The following is an 18,164-nucleotide window of genomic DNA, read 5'->3' as shown; positions in this document are numbered from 1 at the left end:
CCCGCCTCAAGATCACGAGATCTTGAGGCCGGAGGGAAGCGTCTCGCCCGCATCTCGGCGCGGAACAACCACATCGTCGGACGGCTCGGCCAGTCGTAGATGGTGGATCCGCTCGGCGGCGATGCACGCGCGGCCCAGGCCGGCCCGGATACCAGGTCCCTGGATGCTGCACTTGATGACGTAAAGCTGGACGACGTTGACGAGAGCGATGAGCGCGACGTAGACAGGCGTGTCGTGGGCGAGTCCGATCTGCAGCAGGACCGCAATTGTCCAGAGCATCACGGCGTAGAGCACGTTGCCAGGAATCCAGGCGCGGAACGTGCTGATCCCACTGATCCGGCTGGGGACCGTCGACAGCTTCAGGTCGCCGGCCTTGCGGACCACCGCTTGTCCGAACGACGCGGCCAGCCAGTTGCAGATCGTCACCAGCGTCATGCCGGCTGCCGCGAACCAGGCCCACCACAGTGGCTGGATGAGCAGGATCGGCAGCACCAGGATCAGGCACGCGAACATCGTGATCCGCATGGCGATCTCCGCAGCGACGGCGCGGACGCCGAGCCTGCCGGCGCCACGGCCGAGCGCGAGCGGCGAGGCGCTGGCGAACAGGCTTTGGTAGTACTTCACGCCGATCAGCGTGAAGGTGATCGCCAGCACGCCGAAGGTCACCGGAGGCGTATCGGCCGGGAATCCGTAGCCGGGAACCTTCAGCTGGTCGATGATCGGGAACTCGTCCGGCCCGGCGCCGAACAGCCGCTGCAAGGCGACGATGATGTCGTTGTCCCAGTCCCACCCGACAGCGCGCCGGATCCAGATGCTGATCAGCACCATGGTCAGGGTCGCCAAGACCGCCGCTACCACCGAACACAGGAACAGCCAGCCCTGCCAGGCCTCGGTCGCACGGCCTGCGTTCTGCCGGCGGCGCTCGAGCCACAGTCGGCCGAGCCGCGAGACCGTACCGAAGAACGGGTCGGCCAGCGCCGCGAAATCCGACCACCACCGCCGTCCCGACACACCGGTGCGGGCGGCCGCGAGCTCGTTGGTCAGGTCGGTCCACAGTTGCTCGTACGGCAGGCCGTCCGATCCCTGTCGGGCGCGGAACAGCAGCAGCCGCTGCTCCGGCTTCGCGTCGATCAGGTCTTCGACGAACCGAGCGATCAGCGGAGTCTGCGCGTAGAACGGCTCCGGCACGTGCCCGCCGGTCGCAGGCGAGCCGCAGCCCAGCAGGATGATCAACTGGCCGAGTGAGTACAGGTCGCTCAGGCCGAATCCGTCGTCGGACTCCTCCTCGTCCGAGGGCTGGTCTTCCCGGTCGCGGATCTCGGGCGCGACGTACTCCGCATCGACGCCGCCGTGACCCGGCATCTTGCGGAGGTAGAGATAGTTGACGCCGAGGTCGACCAGCCGCAGCTTCTCCAGGCCGTCCCGTTGCTCGACCATGATGTTCGACGCCGTGAGATCGCCGTGGTGCTTGCCGAGCCGTTTCAGGTCGCCGAGCGCTCGGAACAACTCGCTGCCGAACTTCTCGATCAGGTCGAGCCTGATCTCGGCCGTGGCGGTCAGCTCGTTCGGGCGCTGCGGCGGGAACTCCAGTTCGAGGCGTTCGGCGAGCGTCTGGCCGGGGACGAAGTCCATCAGGATCCAGCTGCCGGAGCTGGCCCAGACACTTACCAGGTGTTCGAGATCTCCGGCCGGCGGGTTGAACTCGTTGGCGTAGTCCCGGGTGGCCCGAGCGATCGTCGGAATCCGCAGGAACGGATAGATGATCAGCTTCAGCGCGAACGACGGCAGCCGGCCGTGGGTGGGGTCCCGGAGTCGGCCCGACAGGATGATCGAGGTCGTGCCGTGCCGGTGGAACCGCAGAGTGTCGAAATCGAAGCCGTCCCATTCACGCAGCACGGCCGGGTCGACGGACTCGGTCATCTGGGGCGCGTACAACTCGCGCAGGGCCGCTTGGACGGCGGGCGTCCTGACCAGCCGATGGCAGGTCTCCGAGCAGTCGGCGTGCTCCACCTTTCGCGGCATCCCGCCGTCGCGGTTGCCCCAGGGAGCACGGCGGAGTTCGGAATGGCGTAGGGCGAGCAGGGTGATCAGCAGGACACCGACATAGCCGTGGACGTGTTCCGGGTGGCGGTCGCCGAACCGCCGGCACCAGCCGTCCAGCGTCGTGATCGCGACGTCCCAGGAGATCTCCAGCTGGGAGGCGAACGTGCTGCTATCGATCGGGAGGTCGAGCAGGACGTCTCGCCAGTCGTACGCCGACCACCGCATCACCACATCGTCGAGGGCGAGGTCGGGCGCATCACGGTGGACCCGGTGAATGGCCTGGAAGAGCGTTCTGGTGTCGTAGATCAAAGCCGGCTATCCCCCTTGGATCGAGTGAACCGGACGGCGGTGCGAAGGACCTCGGGGTCCTCGTCCTCGATCGCAGCCGTCAGCACGTTGTGGGCCCAGCGAGCGGCGGTGATCAACCGCTCCGTGCGCAGCTCGTACGGAGTGACGCTCGGCATGCCCGGCAGCAGCGCGATGTCGATCACGTACGGCGGCTCGTCCGGCGACCGACTCCAATTCACCAACGCCGGCCGGTCCTGGCGGTAGTCGCGCTTGGCGCGGGCGTTGGCCTCGGCCAGCCCCGGCTCGAGCTGGTCCAGCCGCCACCGCCAGAAGGACCGAGTCAGGGGGAGTTCGAAGGTGCTCGCGTCCAGCGGGCGGGAACTGAGCGACAGGACATGGGTGCATCCGTCGGCGAGGGCCATTCGGTACGGGTGCACGGTGAGGACCGACCCGTCGATCGCCCGCTTGCCGCGGAAGGTAGCCGTTCCGCGGACGGCGACCGGCAGCCAGGTGGTCGCCCGCAGCGCATCGACCAGGTCCTGCTTCGACTCGTACGCCGAGACGACGTCCGTGCGCAACTCGTCGACCAGCGTCAGCGCGACGTGCAACGGCACCTTCGAATCGAGGACACTGTCGTAGTCGAGCGGCTCGAGCTCGCTGAGCACGGTGTCGAACGCGTAATCGAGGTCGAGCACGTCGCCGGTGAAGAACCGCCGCGCGTCAACGAACCGCCGCGTGCGCAAGTGGTTCCAGTAGATCTGCAGCGGGCGCCAGATCCCGCCACCGATGAAGCCGGCGCCGTTCATCGCCCCGGAAGACGTGCCGTAGATCGCGTCGAACGCGTGGTGCAGACCGAGATCCTCCAGTGCGGCGAGCATCGCACCGGTGATCACACCGCGCATACCGCCGCCTTGGATCGCCAGGCCGACGCGAAAGGGATCGCCGCGCTCGGCCTCCAGATCGCCACGCCGACGCCGAGCTCGCAGGACTTCCAACACGGGATGTTGTGGAGACCAGTATCCGGCGGCCATCTACGTCCCCCACAGGGTCGTCGCGTGTTGTGCCTCTAGACAACCCAGATTATCGGAGGCAGCGACCACCCTGCTGCGGACGAGCAGGGTTGTTCATGCTCGGTGGGGCTCAGCGGACGAGCTTCTCGTCCGCCGTGTACGTGTTGCAGGTCCCGACGTGGCTGCTGCCGAGGCCCTGGTTCGCCCAGTAGAGGCGGGACTGGGCCAGGCCGTGGTTGCCGACGACGTTCTTCTTCCCGGTCAGGGTGTCGTCACCGATCGCCTTGTAGGTGTCCTCGATCCCCTCGAGATCGGACTGCTGGATGTCGAGCGAGCGGGACACGGAGCGCAGGAACATGGACGACAGGCAGTCGGCCTGGACCTCGATCCGCCGGCTCTGCAGTAATTGCTCCTGCTCCGGCTCGTCCTGGACCAGCGCCTTGGCGGAGATCAGGATGTTGGTCCGGGCCTGCAGGGCGTGACCGAACTCGTGCGCGATGATGATGTACGCGACCCACTCGTTCTCCTTGACCGCGGGCAGGGCCCGGACCAGCTGGTTGGAGAAGTAGACCTGCTGGTCGGCGCCGCAATAGGCCGCGTTGACCGGGATCTCGCCGCACTTGGTCTTGATCTTCTCGCCGTACACGGTGACGGACGGGCGGACGATCTCCCAGCCGGCCGCGGTGACCGGCGGTTCCCAGACCCGGGTCAGGCATTCCATCAGGTTGTTCAGGTGCTCTTCGAGCTCGGCGTCGTCGGCGGTGGTGACGTCGATCGGCCCCTCGTCGCAGCGGACCGGGATCGGCACGTCCTGGTCGTAGTACGGGTTGTTCTCGATCGCGTCCTTGGCCTGCTCGACCGTCTGCGGCTGGGGCAGGTCCGGCGGGTTGAGGTCCGGGTCGGGAACGCGGTAGCCCTCATTCTGGTACGCGGCCTGGGCCGGGTTCGCGATCAAGGTCACGACCAGCCCGATCGACGCGATCACCGCGAGCACGATCATCGCTCCGAGCAGCTTGGCCACCGGGCTGCCCTTGCGGCGCTGGGTGGGGGCCTGCGGCGGCTGCCCGGGCTGCGTGAACCCGCTCGGTGCGCCGAACGCGGGCCGCGCCGAGGGCTGCGGGCCGGGCCAGGACTGCTGTCCGAGCGGACGTTGACCGGGCGACGGGGCACCCCACTGCGGTTGCGTCACGGCGGCCACGATAGTCGGCGCGAGCGTCGGGCGCGACGACCCTCCGCCTGGCCGGGGCCGGAAAACGGGGCGCGCCGCCGGGTCCACGTCGCCAGGAACCTCGTTTGATGGGAGGCTGTACGGCGTGTTGAGATCACCGCGCTCCGTGCGCCTGGTTCGGCTGACCGTGTTTCCGCTGCTGCTGGCGGCCCTGGCCGTGGCGCTGCTCGCCGGCCCGATGGTCCGGCCGGCCCACGCCGAAGGCACCGCGTCATCGATGGACGTCCAGGCCCAGCTCGGTCTCGACGGCGTCCTGAAGGTGCAGCAGAAGATCGTCTTCAGCGGCTCGGTGCCGGCCCAGGTCACCCAGCGGTTCGCGCTGCGGCAGCTGCTGAAGCAGGACAGCGACCGCGAGCGGGTGCTGCAGATCGGCGAGTTCACCGCGAAGGCCGGCGGGGCCGACGTCGCGGTCGCCGAGGACCGGGACAGCAAGGCGGTCACGGTCACGCTGCCGACCAACGGGGCGACCGAGCTCGAGCTGAGCTACCAGGTCACCGGTGCGGTCATCGCGGCCGACTACGGCACCAGCGCGCTCGACGTACGGCTGCTGCAGGGACTGAGCCTCCAGGTCTCCGAGTTCACGGCGACCGTGGCGGTCCCGGCGCAGCTGGCCAACATCGACTGCACCGCCGGTCCGCCCGGGTCCGAGGTCAGCTGTGACTTCGCCGCCGGCGGCACCCACGACAACCCGAACCCGACCTTCCAGGACGGGCCGCGCGGCGAGAACGAAGAGGTCGCGATCCGGGTCGACTTCGGGCCGGGCGCGATCGCGCCGAACGAGCAGATCGAGACCCGGTGGACCCTCGGCCGGGCGTTCACGGCCGGCCCGCTGCAGCTCGGCATCGCGCTGGCGTTGCTGGTGCTCGGCGGCATCGCCCTGTTCGCACTGCACCGGATGGCCGGCGCCGACGCGCGGCCCGGTGGCCAGGTCGCCAAGGTCGGCGAGTTCGCGCCGGTCGGCGAGGGTGAGTCCGAGTTCCGCATCGTCGGCGACATCCGGCCCGGCCAGGTCGGCACGGTCGTCGACGAGCGCGTCGACCCGATCGACGTGACGGCGAGCCTGCTCGACCTCGCGGTACGGGGTCACCTGCTGATCACCGAGCTGCCGCGGGAGTCCGAGTTCGCCCGTACCGACTGGGTGCTGACCCGGCCCGCGAACGCCGACGCCGCGACCCTGCACCCGTTCGAGGTGGAGCTGCTGGACGGCCTGGCCGCGTCCGGTGGTCAGGTGAAGGTGTCCGAACTGGGCGACAAGGTCCGCGCCTCGATCGACAAGGTCCAGGACAAGCTGTACGACCAGGTGGTCAGCAACGGCTGGTACGAGCGGCGGCCGGACTCCACCCGGAACCGGTGGACCCAGCTGGCTCTGGCCGGCCTGATCGTCGCCGTCGTGGCGACCGGCCTGCTGGCCGCGTTCACGACCTTCGGCCTGGTCGGGCTGGCGCTGGTGATCCTCGGGCTCGGCCTGGTCTTCGTGGCCCAGGAGATGCCGGCCCGGACCGGTAAGGGTGCGGCCGTGCAGGCCGGCCTGATGGCGCTGCGGTCGGACCTGCTCAGCCAGCCGACCGACCAGATGCCGCCGGGCCAGGAGCTGCGCGAGCTGTCCGAGGTGCTTCCGTACGCGGTCGTGCTGGGTGGCGCCGAACGGTGGCTGGACGCGATCGTCGCGACCGACGCCGACGAGGATCCCGACTCCACCGACCTGTCCTGGTACCACGGCCCGGACAACTGGCACCTGCGCGACCTGCCCGACTCGCTGCGCAACTTCATCGGCACCGTCGCGGGGAACCTGTTCGCCCGCTGATCTTGATCATGAACAATTCATGATCATGATCAGTGACGGACGTGCTCCGGTCGGACGCCGAGGCCGATCACCCGGCTGAGCAGCCGGCGGATCGGCGGCATCAGCAGGCCGGGGACCGGACTGCTGCTCAGTCCGCCGCGCAGCGCGCGTTCGACGCCGAACCGTTGGACCGCGCGCTGCAGGAGCTGGGTGATCTTGGTCGGCCAGCCGCGCCGGCGCTGGACCGCGGCCAGGACGTGATCATCGACCGGTGACCCGGTGCGCTGGTGATCCAGCAGCGCCGGCGTGAGCAGGTTGGCCGCCGCGACCGCGTCCTGGACGGCCAGGTTGATTCCGACTCCGCCGACCGGCGACATCGCGTGGGCGGCGTCGCCGAGGCAGAGCAGGCCCGGCCGGTGCCAGCGCCGGAGCCGGTCGATCCGGACCTCGAGCACGCTGGTCCGGTCCCAGCCGGTGACCTCGCCGATCCGGTCGGCGAGTTCCGGGACCGCGGTCCGGAAGTCCTGGTGCAGCGCCGCGATATCGCCGCCGAGCAGATCGGCCGCGGTGCCCTTGTCGATGATCCGGGCGACCTGCCAGTACGTGTTCCGCGGGACCACGACGTAGGCCGTACCCTTCGCGACCCGGAGCCCGAGCGCGGACAGCTGGTCCACCTCGGTCCGGGAGACCCGGAACCACAGCACATCGAACGCAGCCCCGAACTCGCGGGACGGCAGCTCCGCGGCACGGCGCAGGGTCGAGTGCCGGCCGTCGGCCGCGACGGTCAGGGCCGCGTGCACCTCGAGCGGCTGGTCCTGGTCCGGTCGCCGTACGGTGACGCCGGTGACCCGGCCGCCGGACGTGATCAGGCCGGTCGCCTCGGCCCGGTGCAGCAGCCGGAAGCCTGGGTAGCGCGCGGCCTCCTCGGCCAGCAGATTCAGCAGATCCCACTGCGGCACCATCGCGATGTAGGGGTACGGGGTGCGCAGCGCGCCGAAGTCGGCCAGCGTCAGCGGCCGGCCGTCGATCATGGTCTCGGCCCGGTCCACCCGCTGGTACGGCAACTCGGCGAACCTATCGGCCAGGCCGAGCTCGTCGAGCACCTGCTGGGTGGAGGGATGGACCGTGTCGCCGCGGAAGTCGCGCAGGAAATCGGCGTGCTTCTCCAGGACGACCACCTCGACGCCCCGCCGGGCCAGCAGCAGGCCGAGCATCAGCCCGGCCGGTCCGCCACCGGCGATGCAGACGGTGGTCCGGAGCATCGTGCTGTCCATGGCGATCCTCACTAGTAGACGGATGCGTTCCTTATTCCGCCAGCGTAGATCCGGACCTCAAGGAACGCAAGCGTCTACTATCGGTCCATGGTGAACGAGGCGGCCGCGGACCGGTCCGGAACCCGCCGTCGCGGCGCCGCGCTGGTCCAGGCGATCCACGACGCGACGCTGGCCGAACTCTCCGGCACCGGATACGCCCGGCTGTCGATGGAGGCGGTCGCCGCGCGGGCCGGGACGGGCAAGGCGGCGCTCTACCGGCGCTGGCCGACCAAGCAGGACCTGGTGATCGACGCCCTGAACGCCACGCTGCCCGACCTGACCCGGCCGATCGAGACCGCCGGAACGCTCCGCGACTCCCTGCTGACCTGCCTGCGCGGGATGCGCGACGTGCTCGCCGGCCGGACCGGCTTCCCGGACGTGACGGTCCTGGTCGAGCTGATGCGCGAACCCGGCGTGGCGCAGGCGTACCGGGAGAAGTTGATCACCGCCCGGATGGCGATCCTGCGCTCGGTGCTGGAACGGGCGGTCGAGCGGGGCGAGCTGCGGGCCGACAAGATCACGCCGCTGGTGGTCCGGACCGGTCCGGCCCTGATCCTGCAGGGCCTGCTGATGACCGGCACGCCGCCGCCCGATGCCGAGTTGCGCCGGATCGTCGACGAGATCCTGCTGCCGCTGCTCGGTGCGGGCTAGCGGTTGGCGGCCGGGGCCACGATGCGGTCGATCTCGACGAGTTCCTCGGCCGCGAAGTCGAGCCGGTCGAGCGACCCGAGGTTGGCCTCCAGCTGAGCCACGCTGCTGGCACCGATCAGGGCCGACGTGATCTTGCCGTGCCGCAGCACCCAGGCGATCGCGAGTTGGGCCAGGGTCTGTCCGCGACGGCCGGCGAGTTCGTTCAGGGCTTGGGTTCTGGCGAGCAGCTCGGGCGTGATCGCCTCGCCCGGCAGGAAGACGCTGGTCGCGGCGCGGGAGTCCTCCGGCACCCCGCGCAGATAGCGGTCGGTGAGCAGGCCCTGGGCCAGTGGCGAGAACGCAATCGACCCCAGGCCGAGCTCGGCCAGGGTGTCCAGCAGTCCCTCCTCCGGCCGGCGCTGATAGAGCGAATAGGCGGGCTGGTGGATCAGCAGCGGCGTTCCGAGCCGATCCAGGATCTCCTTGGCCTGCCGGGTCTCCGCGGGCGGGAAGTTGGAGACTCCGACGTAGAGCGCCTTGCCCTGCTGGACCGCCGTGTGCAGCGCGCCCAGGGTCTCCTCCAGCGGAGTGTCCGGGTCCGGCCGGTGCACATAGAAGATGTCGACGTAGTCCAGGCCGAGCCGGCCGAGACTTTGATCAAGGGAGGCCAGCAGGTGCTTGCGGGAGCCCCACTCGCCGTACGGGCCGGGCCACATCTGATAGCCCGCCTTGGTGGAGATGATCAACTCGTCCCGGTACGCCCGCAGGCCGTCCGCCAGGTGCCGGCCGAAGTTGCGCTCGGCGGCGCCGGGCGGCGGGCCGTAGTTGTTGGCCAGATCGAAGTGGGTGATCCCCAGGTCGAACGCCCGGCGCAGGATGGCGCGCTGGGTGCCGAACGAGCGGTCGTCGCCGAAGTTGTGCCACAGCCCGAGCGAGATCGCCGGCAGCCGTAGTCCGCTGCGACCGACGCGGCGGTACGTCATCGACGCGTAACGATCGTCGGCGGCGGCATGGCCGTCAGTCATTGAAGCCCATCCTTTCCTTGATCAACTGTACGGACCTGGCCAGACTCTGCAACGGCCGCAGGCCATGATCATCGCGCTCGCCGTCGGGCGCCATCCGGCTGGTCGTGCCGAGGCGGAGCCCACGCGCCATCGCGACGTACTGCTTGGCCGAGGTCGGATAGCCGGTCCCGATCATGGCTTCGGCCATGGTCACGATGTCCTGCACCTGTTGCCGTTCCGGCCGGTCGGCGTTGGCCGGATCACAGAGCCAGGCGACGAGTTCGGGATGCAGGTTCGCCGAGATGCCGGAGTGCCCGGCCGTCCCGAGCGCGATGCCCTCGATGATCGAGGAGGTCTGCGCGTTGAAGAGCCGGAGCCGGCTGCCGGCCGCGAGTTCGACCCGGCGCGCCATGATCGACTGATCATGGCTGGTGTCCTTGACGAAGGTGAACCGCTGCGACTGCGCGGCGAAGCCGTACAACCGGTCCGACAACAGCCGCTTCCAGGGCGTCGGGCACTCGTAGAAGCCGAGATCGACCTCGCCGGTGCGGTCGAGCACGACCTCGAGCCGGGTGATCAACTCCGACTCGGACGCCTCCCGCGGGCCCAGATGGCTGGTGATGATCACCACCGCGTCGACTCCGGTCTCGGCCATGGCGAGGATGAAGTCGGCGTCCTCCTCGGCGGAGCGGCCGAGGCTGCCGGTCGCGACGACGGGCACCCGGCCGCGGCTCAGCCGCACCACGGTCCGGGACAGCTCCAGCCGTTCGGCCGGCTCCAGATATTCGAACTCGCTCGACCTCGAGTTGGTGAACAGTCCCGCCGACCCGGCGTCGACGTACCAGTCGACGAGCGACTCCAATGCGGCCGGGTCCAGCCGGCGGTCGGCGTCGAAGGCGGTCAGCATCACCGGGTACGAACCCGTCGGCAGCAGCTCAGACATGGACGCTCCCGGCAGTCGTCGGCCGGAGCTCGATCAGCCCGTCGGCGGCCAGCTGATCGGCGAGGTCGAGCAGCGGATCGGTCTGGTGCGGCGTGAACGCCTTGTGTCCCATCCGGCTCAGCGGCCGGATCGGCACGCCGAACCGTTCGGCGATCAGGAACTTCGCCGAGGTCGGGTAGTTGAAGCCCAGCCCGTGCTCGGCGACGCTGAGCAGCCGCTGCACGGTGGCCACCCGCGGATCGCCGGAGTCCCACTGCTCGCAGAGCCAGCCGACCAGTCCCGGATAGATGTTGGCGGCCAGCCCGGAGAAGCCCTGCCCGCCGGCCCGCTGGGTCGTCACCAGGGATTGGATCTCCGCGTTGTAGAAGGAGATCCGGCTGCCGGCCAGGGCCTGGATCCGCTCCGTCATCGTCGGCACCGCGTGCGAGGTGTCCTTGAAGTAGACGAACCGTCCGGTGCCGGCCGCCCAGCGAAGTTGATCAAGGGAGAGCAGTCGCTTGTACGGCACCGGGCACTCGTACAGGCCGAGATCACCCTCCGGTGCCGCCTCGAGGATCGCCTCCAGCCGGGACTGCAACACCCAGTCGGAGTCGTCCGGATCGGCCAGCAGGGACGTGATCAACACCGCCGCGTCGACGCCCAGCCCGAGGCACTCCGTCACGGCGTTCCGCCAGGACGCCACGTCGCCGGAACCGATCGCGGCGGCGATCACCGGGACCCGGCCATCCACCCGGGCGACCACCCGTTCGGTCAGCTTGCGTCGTTCCTCGGGCAGCAGCTGGAACACCTCGCTGGACATCGAGCAGGTGAAGATGCCGGCCACCCGCTGCTCCAGATAGAAGTCGACCACGGCGTCCATGGCGGACAGGTCGAGCGTGAGGTCGTGGTGGAAGGCGGTCGGCAGGACCGGCCAGGCGCCGGACGGCAGCCCGAATGAGGACATCAGAGTTCCTTCGTGTGTGGACAGGACGGGGGTTGGAGCCGGTCATCCCTTGAGGGCACCGGTGGCAAGATCAAGACGCCAGAAACGTTGCAGGAGCAAGAACAGCGCGATCAGCGGGATCACGGCGAGGAACGCCCCGATGATCACCATGGTGTAGATCGTCTCGTGCTCCAGCCCCATGTTCATCATCGAGTAGAGACCGACGGTGAGCGGGAACCGTTGATCATCGGCGAGCATGATGAACGGCAGCAGGAAGTTGTTCCAGATCCCGACGAACTGGAGTAGGAACACGGTGATCAACCCCGGCACCATCGTTGGAACGGCGATCACCCCGAAGGCGCGCAGTTCGCCGGCGCCGTCCACCCGGGCCGCCTCCAGGATCTCGTCCGGCACCGACGCGGCTGCGTAGACCCGGCACAGGTACATGCCGAGCGGGCTGATGATGCCGGGCAGCAGTACCGACCAGGAGGTCCCGGCCAGGCCGACCGCCGAGAGCAGGAGATATTGCGGCACGGCGAGCATCACGCCCGGCACCAGCGCGCCGAGCAGCAACAGGACGAAGACGAACTGCCGGCCGGCGAACCGGTACTTGGCCAGGGCGTAGCCGGCCATGCCGGAGACCGCGGTGGAGAGCAGGGCACCGCCGCCCGCATAGAGCAGGCTGTTCAGCACCCAGCGGCCGTACACCCCGCCGCGGAACTCGGCCAGGTCGCGCAGGTTGCCGGTGAAGCCGCCGTTGAAGCTCGGCGTGAACGAGAATGTCGTGAACAGCTCACCCGGTGTCTTGGTCGACGCCGTGAAGAGCCAGATCAACGGCAGGAAACAGTAGAGCGCCCCGAGGGCCAGCACGATCGTCGGAACGATCGCCATCGGCCGGCCGGACCTCCGGGCCGGGGTGCGCAACGGCGTGCTCACGGCGCGCGGCAGCGTGGCGGTCACGATTCCTCCCGGAAGGCTCGGCCCTGCAGGGCACGGAGCAGCAGCAGCGAGATGATCACCGTCGCGCCGGTGATCAGGACGGCCGTCGCGGTGGCCGTGTGCACGTCGTTCAGAATGAACGCGTCCCGGTAGACGGTCATCATCGGCACCCAGGTCGTGGAGATCGTGTTGGTGATCTTGGCCAAGGTGGTCGGTTCGCTGAACAGCTGCAGGGTTCCGATCAGGGAGAACAGTCCGGTCAGCACCAGTCCGGGAATGATCATCGGCACCTTGATCCGGAGCGCGATCTGCGTCTCGTTGCAGCCGTCGATCCGGGCGGCGTCGTAGATCTCGGCCGGTACGGACCGCAGCGACGTGTAGAGAATGATCATGTTGAACCCGACGCCGCCCCAGATCGCGATGTTGGCGAGCGAGCCGAAGATGGCGCCGTCGGCGAAGAAGTCCGGTGCCGGCAGGCCGACGGCCTCGAACGCCTGCTGGATCGGGCTCACTCCGGGCAGATAGATGAAGCCCCAGTTCAGCGAGGCGATGATGCCCGGCACCGCGAACGGCAGGAAGATCAGGATCCGCGAGATCTTGCCGCCGCGGATCCCGGGATGGTCGAGCAGCAGCGCGAACAGCAGGGCCAGGCCGAGCGTGATCGGGACCGAGATCAGGCCGAAGATGATCAAGCGCTGCACGCCGGCCCAGAGTTCCGGATTGGTCAGGGCGGCCAGGTAGTTGTCCAGTCCGACGAACACCTCGGTCCGCCGCCCGAGGCCGCCGCCGGACACCCGGCTGCCGCGCAGGCTCAGGAACAGGGCGTACCCCATCGGAATGATCAACAACCCGACCGTCAGCAGGATCGCCGGCGCCAGCAGCAGCCAGGCGGCACGGGTCCGGGCCCGGCCGAAGTCCGGTCGCCGGCGGCGATCGGCCCGGCCGGTCCGGGTGGAGCGGACGGCGGTCATCCGCCGGCTACCTCGTAGCCGCTCTTCTTCAGGTCGGCGACCACCTGCTCCTGGACCCGGTCCAGGGCGGCCTGCAGTTGCTCGGTGTCACCACCCGCGACCAGGGCGGCGCCCAGTTCCTTGCCGAAGATCTCCTGCGCGGTGGCCGCGTTCGGACCCCAGGTCACCGGCTGGCCGTGCCGGTCGATGTCACCGGCGAGTTGGTAGAAGTCGGAGACGTCGGAGATCAGCGGCGGCGGCGTCCGCAGTTCGGGGAACGACCGGGCCGACAACTTGGCCGGATAGATCGACACCTTCTTGATGTAGGCCTGCAGCGATTCGTCGCTGTAGTTGAGCCAGCGGGCGAACTCGGCGGCCTCCTTCGGATGCTTGGAGATGCTCGACACCACCGTCGCGCTGCCGCCGAGCACGCCGCTGACCGGCCGCTCGGGGTTGAGCTGCGGTGCGATCGTGACGCCCCACTGGTTCTTGGTGTCCGGGGCGTAGCCGGCCATGCTGATCGGCGCCCAGACCGAGTCGATCGTGCTCAGGATCTTTCCGTCGGCGACGGCGGCGTTGAGCTCCGGGCTGCCGGACTTGTGGGTGGCGATCACGCCGTCGGCGATCAGATCACCCCAGATCTTGATCATCTCCTTGGCCTCCGGCGAGTTCAGCCCGACCGTCCAGGTACCGTCGGCGAGCGTCCACGGCTGGACGCCGTTCTGCTGCCCCATCGCGGTGAAGAACCCGAACGCACCGCCCAGGTCGATGTTGGCGAGAAAGACGTCCGGATCCTCGGCATGTACGGCGCGGGCCGCGGCGGCGTACTCGGTCCAGGTGGTCGGCGGCTCGATGCCGTACTTCGCGAAGAGATCCTTGCGGTAGAAGAGCAGGTTGGGCGTGGTCGCCTGCGGCACGCCGTAGACGGCGCCGTCGAAGCTCACCATCTGCCAGGCGACCGGCGAGAACTCCTGCTGCAGCGGCCCCATCGTCTCGGTCAGGTCGGCGACGACCCCGTTGCTGACCAGGAGCGGGAGGTTCTGGTAGCTGGTGTTGTTGACGTCCGGCGGGTTGCCGGCCTGGTAGGCGGCCAGCAGCTTGGCGTTGAACTCGGAGAAGCCCGCGGCGGTGCTGACCTCGACCTGGACGTCGGGGTGGTTCTGGTTCCAGATGGCGACGATCGACTCGATCTCCGGTGCCCAGGACCAGTAGACGAGCTTGACCGGGCCGGCGTCGGCCGCGGGCTCGCCGGGTCCGCAGGCGGCGAGGGTGAGGGTCGCCACCAGGGCGGCGGCCAGCAGGCGGATCCGTGCGAGGCGTTTCATTCCGTTTCTCCTGTGAACTCGGCACGCGGTGCATCGGGTCCGCGTGAACGTCGCGTATTCCATCGATGCAACATGGATGTCTGAAGGTTATAAGGGATAGACTTCGTGGTCAATACATCGATGCAAGGACCGGCTTGACCGGGTCCCGCATGATCAGAAGGGTGGACCCGTGGCCAGCACGATCTACGACGTCGCGCGGGTCGCGGGTGTCTCGCCGAAGACCGTCTCCAACGTGCTGAACGGCCATCGGTACGTCCGCGAGGCCACCCGGCACAAGGTCGAGCAGGCGATGGCCGAGCTGGACTACCGGCCCAACTCCTCGGCCCGGAACCTGCGGCTGGGGCGGACCGGCATCGTCACCATGGTGGTGCCGCAGCTGACCCTGCCGGCCCACGCCGCCTTCACCAACCAGATCATTCCGGCGGCCGAGGCTCGCGGCTGGTCGGTCCTGCTGGAGCAGACGTACGGAGATCGGCAGCGCGAGGTCCAGTGTCTGCGCGGCCGGCTGGCCCAGCTGACCGACGGAATGATCATGGCCCCGATCTCGCTCGGCCCGCACGACGTCGGCCCGATCGACTTCCCGTTCGTGATGCTGCATCCGCCCGTGCCCGACAGCCCGGTGGACACGGTCGCGACCGACGACACGGCGGCCTCCAGCATGGCCACCCGCCACCTGATCGAGATCGGCCGGACCAAGATCGCCACCATCGGCTGCTTCCCGGGCGAGACCGACGGCTACCGGGGCGCCCGGCTGACCGGCCACCTCGCGGTGCTGGCCGACGAGAAGTTGACGCAGGACCCGGCCGGCATGTTCGGCGCCCATTCCTGGGACCGCGAGTCGGGAGCCGCCGCAGCCAACGCCCTGGTCGATTCGGGCTTCGAGTTCAATGCCCTGCGGGCCTTCAACGACGCCCTCGCCCTCGGCGCGATGCGGGTCCTGCACGACCGGGGGATCCGGGTGCCGGAGGACGTCGCGGTGATCGGCTTCGACGACGTGGAGGAGGCCGGCCACAGCCTGCCGACCCTGTCGACGATCTCGCCCGGCCGCGACGAGGCCGCCCGGATCAGCATCGACCTGATCGCGGAGCAGTTGGCCGCCAAGACACGTCGCGATCCGGTGACCCGCACGGTCGGGTACACCCTGCGCAGGCGGGAGTCCACGCGGGTCTAGGAGGGTGGTGTCAAACGGTGGCGGCAGCGGGCGACGCCCAGGCACGCACTGGACTGCGTTGTCGTCGGTCGACGTAGAACACCGCTACGCCTCCCTCCTCCGCCTTGTCCAGCACGCACCTGGACGCCGCCCGCCACCACCACCGTTTGACACCACCTTCCTAGTGGTCCCGCTCAGTGCAGGAAGAGCCGGCGGCCGGTCCTGATCAGGGCGATGCCGTGCTCGGTGCAGGCCTGCTCGACCGTGTCCGCGGCGGTGGAGCCGCCCGGCTCGATGATCATGGTGGTGCCGATCCGGGCGGCATGATCGACATTGTCCCGGAACGGGATCGCGCCGTCGTGGACCATGATCACCCGATCCAGCCCGGCCAGCCACGCGGCGCGGTCCGCCGCCGTCGGAAGCCGGTCGCCGAGCTCGTCGAGCAGTTGCCCGGACTCGAGCGGGGTCGGGTCGCCGGTGGCCAGCGCCAGTCGCAGGTTGAGCCGGTCCTGTCGCCGGGTGCCGGGCGGGCCGGCGACGGACCGGGTCGTCGGGTGGCGGCGGAACCACCAGGCGGATGCCTTGCCGACCGCGAGCCTGGTGCAGTCCACCCGGGACTGCTGGCCGGCGGCCACCCCGATCGCGGCGCCGTCCCGGGCCGCGACCACCGTATTGGACGGCGTGTGCCGTGCCGTGATCATGGCCAGCAGTGCGGTGTCGCGATCACCGGGGTCGAGCTGGGCCGGCAGCAGATCGGCGGTGAGCTCGTCGTGGTCGGTCTGCTGGGTGATCATCAGCCCGCCGATCTGCCGGAGCTCCTCGGCCGGGTGTGCCGCGGCGGGGTCGGCCTCCATGATCAGGAACCGGCCGCGCTTCTTCCGGCGGAGCAGCTCCACCGCTCCCGGTTCGTAGCCCGGAGCCACGATGCCGTCGCTGATCACGCCGCCGAGGAAGCGGGCCAGGTCAAGATCAACCGAATCGGAGACCGCGACCAGGTCTCCGTAACTGCTGCGCGGATCGGCGTCCCGGGCCCGCAGATAGGCGGACAGCACCGGCGTGGGTGCGTCCTCGATCGGCCAGCTGTCCATGATCACGTCGTCCACCGGGCCGGCCGCGGCGGCGCCGGCCGGGGCGACGTGCTTGATCGACGCGGTGACCGGCCGGCCCAGCCGGGCGCGGGCCTCGGCGACCAGCTGCCAGCCGTTGCTCGCGTCCAGCAGATTGATCATGGAGGGTTCGCCGTTGATCATCCGGAACGGCGGCCGGCCGATCGGTTCGGCGGTCGCCCGCTGATGGGGATTGAGTCCGTACCTGAGGTGCATCGGGCACTCCTGAGGAGGTGCGCGAGAAGCCCAGGCGGACGACTTCTCGACCGGTGCTCCCCGATGGTTGCCCATCCGACGCCAGTCGCGGTGACGTGAGGAAGCCTAGCAATCGTGGCCTCAGCCGAGGTCGACGGCGTTCTTCACCCGGTCCACCGCCTCGGAGTCCGCCGCCTGGCGCTCCTCGCCGACCAGTGCCTGATTCGCCTCGACGAACGGCCGGAGCCGCTCCTCGTACGTCCGGAACGCCGCGAGGTGGCCGTCCGGCTCCGCCGCGTGCCGGGCGAGTTCCTGGGCGAGGACGTACGCCTGCACGATGGCGAGGCTGGTGCCCTGGCCGGTCAGCGGCGACGGGCAGGACGCGGCGTCGCCGATCAGCGCGACCCGGCCGCGGGACCACCGGTCCAGCCGGACCTGGGCCATTGCGCCGAACTGGAAGTCCTCCGATTCGTCGAGGGTGGACCGCATCGCCTCCGTCCGCCACGGGATCCGGGCGATCCGCTCCGCGATCAGCCGGCGGTGTTCCGGCTCGTCCCGGTGGTCGATCGGCATCGGCTCGGACTCGAAGCCGACGGTGATCCGTACCTCGGCGTTGTCCCGGGTCGGATAGACGACGTAGGTCGCCGCCGGGTCCTGCAGCCAGACCTGCCACTGGTCGAGCTCGAACAGGTTCGGGCCGCCGAACACGGCCAGGTAGGCGCCGAGGTGGTGCAGCCACTGCTCCGGCGGGCCGAAGGCGAGGCGCCGGACCCCGGAGTAGAGGCCGTCGGCGCCGACCACCAGGTCGAACCGGCGCGGCGCGGCCCGGGCGAACTCGACCGCGACGCCGTCGGCGCCGTCGGTCATGGCGGTGATCCAGTCGCCGTGGATCAGCTCGGTGGGTGCGTCGTCCCGCGCCTCGTCGACCCGGGCCAGGTCATCGGCGAGCAGTTCGGTGAGTTCGGCCCGGAGGATCTCGACGTCCTCGCTGTCCAGTCGGCCGCTGCTGAGGACGAACTCCTCGGAGCGCCATTGTTCGGTGCCGTTGCCGTCCAGCCAGGACATGCCGCGGAGCGTGGTCCGGCGCTGCTCCAGTTCGGCACGGCAGCCGAGCCGGTCCATGACCGCGAGGGCCGCGCCGCGCACGTCCACCGCCTGCCCGGTCGTTCTGGGCTTGGCCGCCCGCTCCAGCACCGTGACCGCGAAGCCGTGCCGCCGCAGTGCGCCGGCGAACAGCAGGCCGGCGATGCCGCCGCCCGAGATGAGCACTGACTGCATGAGATTCCCCCTGGGTCGAATACGTTGTATCCATCTGTCTGTACACTGTACGCACAG

The 18,164-nt window shown here is 69.4% G+C and carries 15 protein-coding genes; 3 read left to right on the top strand and 12 right to left on the bottom strand.

Annotated features, from left to right (window positions below):
* Window positions 1-12 precede the first annotated feature (12 nt).
* The 3 genes from ACFQU4_RS29370 to ACFQU4_RS29360 all read right to left on the bottom strand — a co-directional run bounded on the left by ACFQU4_RS29370 (window position 13) and on the right by ACFQU4_RS29360 (window position 4,530).
* Window positions 13-2,352 carry a hypothetical protein gene (locus ACFQU4_RS29370; RefSeq protein WP_377498966.1) on the bottom strand — a complete coding sequence of 780 codons (2,340 nt, stop codon included), beginning with the start codon at window positions 2,350-2,352 and terminating at the stop codon, window positions 13-15.
* Window positions 2,349-3,362 (bottom strand): patatin-like phospholipase family protein, encoded by a 1,014-nt coding sequence (locus ACFQU4_RS29365; RefSeq protein ID WP_377498964.1) that lies wholly within the window; start codon window positions 3,360-3,362, stop codon window positions 2,349-2,351. The genes ACFQU4_RS29370 and ACFQU4_RS29365 overlap by 4 nt, the downstream gene beginning before the upstream one ends.
* 109 nt (window positions 3,363-3,471) lie before the next feature.
* The gene (locus ACFQU4_RS29360) at window positions 3,472-4,530 is read right to left on the bottom strand and encodes a neutral zinc metallopeptidase (protein ID WP_377498962.1); all 1,059 of its coding nucleotides are present in this window, start codon (window positions 4,528-4,530) and stop codon (window positions 3,472-3,474) included.
* Window positions 4,531-4,654: 124 nt separating this feature from the next.
* Between ACFQU4_RS29360 and ACFQU4_RS29355 the strand changes: the two genes are divergently transcribed.
* Window positions 4,655-6,373: a DUF2207 domain-containing protein gene (locus ACFQU4_RS29355; protein ID WP_377498960.1), complete on the top strand. Its 1,719-nt coding sequence runs from the start codon at window positions 4,655-4,657 to the stop codon at window positions 6,371-6,373.
* Window positions 6,374-6,402: 29 nt separating this feature from the next.
* Here ACFQU4_RS29355 and ACFQU4_RS29350 read toward each other — a convergent pair whose 3' ends face one another.
* A complete protein-coding gene (locus tag ACFQU4_RS29350; protein ID WP_377498958.1) occupies window positions 6,403-7,626 on the bottom strand; it encodes an FAD-dependent oxidoreductase in 1,224 nt (407 codons plus the stop codon).
* Between the two features lie 87 nt (window positions 7,627-7,713).
* Between ACFQU4_RS29350 and ACFQU4_RS29345 the strand changes: the two genes are divergently transcribed.
* Entirely contained in the window at window positions 7,714-8,316 is a 603-nt protein-coding gene (locus ACFQU4_RS29345; RefSeq protein WP_377498956.1) for a TetR/AcrR family transcriptional regulator, read from the top strand.
* Here the strand turns inward: ACFQU4_RS29345 and ACFQU4_RS29340 are convergent.
* From ACFQU4_RS29340 to ACFQU4_RS29315, 6 genes are read right to left on the bottom strand one after another with little or no spacing between them, the layout of a single operon-like run.
* Window positions 8,313-9,320 (bottom strand): aldo/keto reductase, encoded by a 1,008-nt coding sequence (locus ACFQU4_RS29340; RefSeq protein ID WP_377498954.1) that lies wholly within the window; start codon window positions 9,318-9,320, stop codon window positions 8,313-8,315. The genes ACFQU4_RS29345 and ACFQU4_RS29340 overlap by 4 nt on opposite strands.
* Window positions 9,313-10,242, bottom strand: coding sequence for a dihydrodipicolinate synthase family protein (locus ACFQU4_RS29335; protein ID WP_377498952.1), 930 nt, complete (start codon window positions 10,240-10,242; stop codon window positions 9,313-9,315). Before ACFQU4_RS29335 ends, ACFQU4_RS29340 begins: the two co-directional genes overlap by 8 nt.
* A complete protein-coding gene (locus ACFQU4_RS29330; RefSeq protein ID WP_377498950.1) occupies window positions 10,235-11,185 on the bottom strand; it encodes a dihydrodipicolinate synthase family protein in 951 nt (316 codons plus the stop codon). Before ACFQU4_RS29330 ends, ACFQU4_RS29335 begins: the two co-directional genes overlap by 8 nt.
* Window positions 11,186-11,227: 42 nt before the next feature.
* Window positions 11,228-12,124 (bottom strand): carbohydrate ABC transporter permease, encoded by an 897-nt coding sequence (locus ACFQU4_RS29325; protein WP_377498948.1) that lies wholly within the window; start codon window positions 12,122-12,124, stop codon window positions 11,228-11,230.
* Window positions 12,121-13,074 (bottom strand): carbohydrate ABC transporter permease, encoded by a 954-nt coding sequence (locus ACFQU4_RS29320; RefSeq protein WP_377498946.1) that lies wholly within the window; start codon window positions 13,072-13,074, stop codon window positions 12,121-12,123. Before ACFQU4_RS29320 ends, ACFQU4_RS29325 begins: the two co-directional genes overlap by 4 nt.
* Complete coding sequence (locus tag ACFQU4_RS29315; RefSeq protein ID WP_377498944.1) at window positions 13,071-14,378, bottom strand: ABC transporter substrate-binding protein; 1,308 nt, start codon at window positions 14,376-14,378, stop codon at window positions 13,071-13,073. The genes ACFQU4_RS29320 and ACFQU4_RS29315 overlap by 4 nt, the downstream gene beginning before the upstream one ends.
* 169 nt (window positions 14,379-14,547) lie before the next feature.
* Between ACFQU4_RS29315 and ACFQU4_RS29310 the strand changes: the two genes are divergently transcribed.
* Window positions 14,548-15,549: a LacI family DNA-binding transcriptional regulator gene (locus ACFQU4_RS29310; RefSeq protein ID WP_377498942.1), complete on the top strand. Its 1,002-nt coding sequence runs from the start codon at window positions 14,548-14,550 to the stop codon at window positions 15,547-15,549.
* Window positions 15,550-15,722: 173 nt separating this feature from the next.
* Here the strand turns inward: ACFQU4_RS29310 and ACFQU4_RS29305 are convergent, their stop codons facing one another.
* Together ACFQU4_RS29305 and ACFQU4_RS29300 are read right to left on the bottom strand one after the other, a co-directional pair.
* Entirely contained in the window at window positions 15,723-16,850 is a 1,128-nt protein-coding gene (locus tag ACFQU4_RS29305; protein WP_377498940.1) for a 5-aminoimidazole-4-carboxamide ribonucleotide transformylase, read from the bottom strand.
* A gap of 120 nt (window positions 16,851-16,970) precedes the next feature.
* Entirely contained in the window at window positions 16,971-18,107 is a 1,137-nt protein-coding gene (locus ACFQU4_RS29300) for an FAD-dependent monooxygenase (protein ID WP_377498938.1), read from the bottom strand.
* Between the last annotated feature and the right edge of the window lie 57 nt (window positions 18,108-18,164).

Source organism: Microlunatus sp. GCM10028923 (assembly GCF_042666975.1).
GTDB lineage: Bacteria > Actinomycetota > Actinomycetes > Propionibacteriales > Propionibacteriaceae > Microlunatus.
This window is presented reverse-complemented; position numbering and strand designations above follow the sequence as displayed.

What these genes read in the sequence shown, in the direction of transcription:
- ACFQU4_RS29320 (WP_377498946.1), bottom strand. Translation starts at nt 13,074, where the DNA reads ATGACCGCCGTCCGCTCCACCCGGACCGGCCGGGCCGATCGCCGCCGG.
- ACFQU4_RS29330 (WP_377498950.1), bottom strand. Translation starts at nt 11,185, where the DNA reads ATGTCCTCATTCGGGCTGCCGTCCGGCGCCTGGCCGGTCCTGCCGACC.
- ACFQU4_RS29350 (WP_377498958.1), bottom strand. Translation starts at nt 7,626, where the DNA reads ATGGACAGCACGATGCTCCGGACCACCGTCTGCATCGCCGGTGGCGGA.
- ACFQU4_RS29340 (WP_377498954.1), bottom strand. Translation starts at nt 9,320, where the DNA reads ATGACTGACGGCCATGCCGCCGCCGACGATCGTTACGCGTCGATGACG.
- ACFQU4_RS29365 (WP_377498964.1), bottom strand. Translation starts at nt 3,362, where the DNA reads ATGGCCGCCGGATACTGGTCTCCACAACATCCCGTGTTGGAAGTCCTG.
- ACFQU4_RS29315 (WP_377498944.1), bottom strand. Translation starts at nt 14,378, where the DNA reads ATGAAACGCCTCGCACGGATCCGCCTGCTGGCCGCCGCCCTGGTGGCG.
- ACFQU4_RS29345 (WP_377498956.1), top strand. Translation starts at nt 7,714, where the DNA reads ATGGTGAACGAGGCGGCCGCGGACCGGTCCGGAACCCGCCGTCGCGGC.
- ACFQU4_RS29300 (WP_377498938.1), bottom strand. Translation starts at nt 18,107, where the DNA reads ATGCAGTCAGTGCTCATCTCGGGCGGCGGCATCGCCGGCCTGCTGTTC.
- ACFQU4_RS29335 (WP_377498952.1), bottom strand. Translation starts at nt 10,242, where the DNA reads ATGTCTGAGCTGCTGCCGACGGGTTCGTACCCGGTGATGCTGACCGCC.
- ACFQU4_RS29305 (WP_377498940.1), bottom strand. Translation starts at nt 16,850, where the DNA reads ATGCACCTCAGGTACGGACTCAATCCCCATCAGCGGGCGACCGCCGAA.